We start from the raw sequence: 3,876 nt of genomic DNA, 5'->3' as shown, positions 1-3,876 counted from the left end.
GCGGTGTAGCCTGCGGTGCCGACGGCCATCGCGTCGTGCGGGCTGATGCCTTGCGGCAGCGGCACCAGCCAGTCGCCCTTGACGCGGGCACGGCCTGCATAGGCGCCGAAATGGGTTTCGCCGACGCCCCAGCCGTTCAGAATGACCTTGTCTCCGGTGCGCCAGTCGGGATGCGAGGACGAGACGACGGTGCCGGCGAAATCGATGCCCGGCACCAGCGGCCAGCGGCGGATCACCGGCGCCTTGCCCGTGATCGCCAGGCCATCCTTGTAGTTCACCGTCGTTGCCTCGATCGCGACGGTGACATCGCCTTCCATCAGGTCGGCCTCGGTGAGATCGGTTACGTTGACCGACTGCTTTTTCTCGGCGTCACGCGAAACGAGGATGGCTTTGAAGGTTTCGGACATGTCTTTCTCCGCGATCTTGTTTGGCGACATGAACTGTGCGGCGATGGCCGCACGGGGTCAATCCTTGGAAGGCCTGGCTTTGGGTTCGCGTCCCCAGCCGAACAGTTCGTCGAAGACGACCAGTGCCGCGCCCACCGAAATGAAGGCGTCGGCCAGGTTGAAGACGGCGAAGGACCACACCGGCGTGTGAAACAGGATATAGTCGATGACGTGGCCGTAGACGGCGCGGTCGATCAGATTGCCCAGAGCGCCACCGACGATCAGCGCAAAGCCGGTGCGGGCAAGGATCTGGGACGGCGCGATCCGCGTCGCCAGGAACAGCACGAAGGCAACGACGCCAAGCGAAATGACGATCAGCCCGGTGTCGCCGAAGGACGAGAACATCGAGAAGGCGATGCCGGTATTGTAGGTGCGGAACAGCGCCAGGAAGGGCAGCAGATCAACCTTCTCCTGAAAAGGCAGATCGGCCTCGACCAGGTATTTTATCCACTGGTCGAGCGCGATGGCCGTGACGACAAGCAGTGCGTAGGGAGACCATGATCTCACGGGCGGGCAACCTTCATTGCTGGTCCAGGATTGGCTCGAGCTTGAGCGCGCCGCGCCGGATCTCGAACAGCATGATGCCGGTGGCAACGGCCAAATTGAGCGAATCGGCACGGCCGGCTTGCGGAATCCTGAGCAGCCTGTCGCAACTCGCAGCCAGGCTTTCGGGCAGTCCCTGCTGCTCGTTGCCCATCATCAGCAGCACGGGCCCGCGGGAAAAATCGACCGAGCGGTAGTCGACGGCGCCTTTCAGGTGGGTTCCGGCGACGAGCCCTGAGAAGCCGCCTCGCCAGGCAAGGAAAGCCTCGGTTGTCGCCTTGGCCACCGGCACGGCAAAGATCGAACCCATGGTGGCGCGCACCGTTTCCACGGAGAACGGATCAGTGGTATCGCCGACCAGGATGACGCCTTTGGCGCCGACTGCATCGACGGTGCGGATGACGGTGCCGAGATTGCCGGGATCGCGTACCCGGTCGAGAGCCACCCAGACGTCGCCATTGTCGGCGCGCACATCCTTCAAGGCGAGGAATTTTTGCGAAAAGACGCCCACCACCATTTGCGGATTGTCGCGACGGGTGATGGCCACCAGCACCTTTTCCGACACTTCGAGCACCATGCCGCCGGCGGCAACCGTGCGTGCGGCCACCTTCTCCACCGCCGCGTTGCCGCGCCCGGCCTTGGCGAAAACCAATGTCCTGATCTGCCAGCCGAGATCGAGCGCATCGATGACCAGCTTCAACCCTTCGGCCATGAAGGCGTTTTGCTGGTCGCGGAATTTCTTCTGAGCGAGCGCCTTGATGTCCTTGACCAGCGGATTGGCGAGGCTGGTGACCTCCTTCACCTGGCCAGGTGCGCCTGCATGCCGCTCGTTCATTCAGCCACCCAGCGCGAAAACAATGATGTCGAGAGCGCCCGGCCGGCGGACTTTTCACGGATGATCAGCTCACCCGATTCAATCTTGCCGCCCATGCCGGCAAAGGTATCGCGCATCAGGGCGTGGATAGCGAAGAAGGAGGCGCGGATCGAATAGGCGGTCAGCACCACGGCAAGCGGCTTCGGCGTCAGGATCGCCCGGCAGAGATCGGTCAAATCGGGCAGGTCCTCGAACAATTGCCAGACCTCGCCCTTGGGGCCACGGCCATAGGCCGGCGGGTCGAACAGGATGATGTCGTAGCGGCTGCCGCGGCGCTCCTCGCGCTCGGCGAATTTGACCGCGTCGTCGACGATCCAGCGGATCGGCTTGCTGCCGAGGCCGGCCATCTCCTGGTTTTCACGGGCCCAGCCGATCGCTTTCTTCGAGGCATCGACATGGGTGACCTCGGCGCCGGCGCGAGCCGCCACCAATGAGGCGAGACCGGTATAGCCGAACAGGTTCAGCACCTTGACCGGCCGCTTCGCCGCCGCGATCAGCCCGGCCATGTGATCCCAATGGGAGGCCTGCTCGGGAAAGACGCCGACATGACGAAACGAGGTGAAACGGCCGAGATAGTCGATGCCGTCATGCTTCATCGGCCAGGTCTCGCCGAGCGGCAGCTTGGGGAAACGCCAGCGGCCGATGCCCTCCTCGTCGGTGTCGCCGGTGAAGACGGCGTCGGCACGCTCCCATTCCTTTGCCGGCAAGGCCTTTTGCCAGATCGCCTGGCCCTCGGGCCGCACGATACGGTAGGGGCCATATTGTTCGAGCTTTTGGCCGGTGCCGCTGTCGAGCAGCGCATAATCGGCATTGGGCGCCACTTCCAGGATCACGGGAAGATGTTCGGCGGGCAGAGCGCCTTCGCGGCGGGCCAGGATGCGCGGCGCCGAGTTCGGTTCGGAACGACTTTCCGTCTTCGCCTCATGGCGCTCGCGCGGTGGTGCTTCCGGTCTGGCGGGAGCCTGGCCGGGACGCGGACGTGACACGTCCGCCGCACCCTTCGCGGATGGATGTGGACGGTTGTCGCGGCGTTTGTCGCGAAAAGACTTCAAGCGGGGGCAACTCCGAACGGCGTGGCCGCTTTTGACATAGGGCAACCGGCTTCGCAACCAACTCCGACAGGTCGGCCTCTCCGGTTCAGGTTGGCCGTGGTGGACCAATGTCAGGAAACAGGCAAATCTAGCGGATGTCCCGCTCCGAACGCCTACTCGACCTCATACAGTGCTTGCGCCGGCATCGCCGGCCGGTGAGCGGGCACATGCTCGCCGACGAGATGGGCGTTTCGATCCGCACGCTCTACCGCGATATCGCCACGCTGCAGGGCCAGGGCGCGCCGATCGAGGGCGAGGCGGGTGTCGGTTATGTGCTCAAGCCCGGCTTCATGCTGCCGCCGCTGATGTTCAGCGACGAGGAGATCGAAGCCATCGTGCTCGGCTCGCGCTGGGTCGCCAAGCAGCCGGACCAGCGTCTCTCGGCCGCCGCTGCCAACGCGTTGGCCAAGATCGCGGCGGTCCTGCCGGACGATCTGCGCGAGGATCTCGACGCGAGCACACTGCTGGTCGGCCCTTCCGCCGCAGTCATCGAAAGCATCGATCTTGGCCTCGTACGGCAGGCCATCCGCAACGAGCGCAAGCTCGGCTTTCTTTACCGCGCCGCCGGCGGCGCCGCGTCCGAGCGTGTCGTCTGGCCATTTGCGCTGGGCTTCTTCGACAAGGTGCGGGTGGTGGTGGCGTGGTGCGAGATGCGGCAGGATTTCCGGCATTTTCGCGCCGATCGCATCGCCGAACTCCAAGCAACGGACACGCGCTATCCGCGTCGTCGCCAGGCGCTGCTCAAGGAATGGCGGGCAACGCTCGACAAGCCGCGTGGTTCGAGATGACTGCTGCCATAATCTGACAGTAGCCCATCTTATGGTCGCCAAGTCGAAGCACCGAACCTTGGAGAGCAGATATGGCCACCCCGAATTTCGTCATCCTCTATGTCGACCAGCCGCTTGAGAGCGGCGCCTTCTAC

The 3,876-nt window shown here is 64.1% G+C and carries 5 protein-coding genes; 1 reads left to right on the top strand and 4 read right to left on the bottom strand.

The window, feature by feature from the left end; translation table 11 throughout:
• The 4 genes from EN750_RS22695 to EN750_RS22680 form a co-directional block, all read right to left on the bottom strand.
• Positions 1 to 407, bottom strand: a 407-nt coding sequence (locus EN750_RS22695) for an alcohol dehydrogenase catalytic domain-containing protein (protein WP_148669943.1), incomplete at its 3' end; no start/stop codon positions are given.
• Positions 408 to 464: 57 nt separating this feature from the next.
• Entirely contained in the window at positions 465 to 953 is a 489-nt protein-coding gene (lspA, locus tag EN750_RS22690; protein WP_127397706.1) for a signal peptidase II, read from the bottom strand.
• Positions 954 to 966: 13 nt separating this feature from the next.
• Positions 967 to 1,824 carry an RNA methyltransferase gene (locus tag EN750_RS22685; protein ID WP_013529576.1) on the bottom strand — a complete coding sequence of 286 codons (858 nt, stop codon included), beginning with the start codon at positions 1,822 to 1,824 and terminating at the stop codon, positions 967 to 969.
• Positions 1,821 to 2,915 carry a class I SAM-dependent rRNA methyltransferase gene (locus tag EN750_RS22680; protein WP_023812530.1) on the bottom strand — a complete coding sequence of 365 codons (1,095 nt, stop codon included), beginning with the start codon at positions 2,913 to 2,915 and terminating at the stop codon, positions 1,821 to 1,823. Before EN750_RS22680 ends, EN750_RS22685 begins: the two co-directional genes overlap by 4 nt.
• A 134-nt stretch (positions 2,916 to 3,049) precedes the next feature.
• Between EN750_RS22680 and EN750_RS22675 the strand changes: the two genes are divergently transcribed.
• Positions 3,050 to 3,742 (top strand): YafY family protein, encoded by a 693-nt coding sequence (locus EN750_RS22675; protein ID WP_127397705.1) that lies wholly within the window; start codon positions 3,050 to 3,052, stop codon positions 3,740 to 3,742.
• Positions 3,743 to 3,876 lie beyond the last annotated feature (134 nt).

Source organism: Mesorhizobium sp. M7A.F.Ca.ET.027.03.2.1 (genome assembly GCF_003999175.1).
In the GTDB taxonomy this organism is placed as follows: domain Bacteria; phylum Pseudomonadota; class Alphaproteobacteria; order Rhizobiales; family Rhizobiaceae; genus Mesorhizobium.
The sequence above is the reverse complement of the archived record's forward strand: the minus strand, read 5'-3'. Positions and strand labels throughout refer to the sequence as shown.

Coding starts and splice junctions, on each gene's coding strand:
- EN750_RS22685 (WP_013529576.1), bottom strand. CDS start 1,824: ATGAACGAGCGGCATGCAGGCGCACCTGGCCAGGTGAAGGAGGTCACC.
- EN750_RS22675 (WP_127397705.1), top strand. CDS start 3,050: ATGTCCCGCTCCGAACGCCTACTCGACCTCATACAGTGCTTGCGCCGG.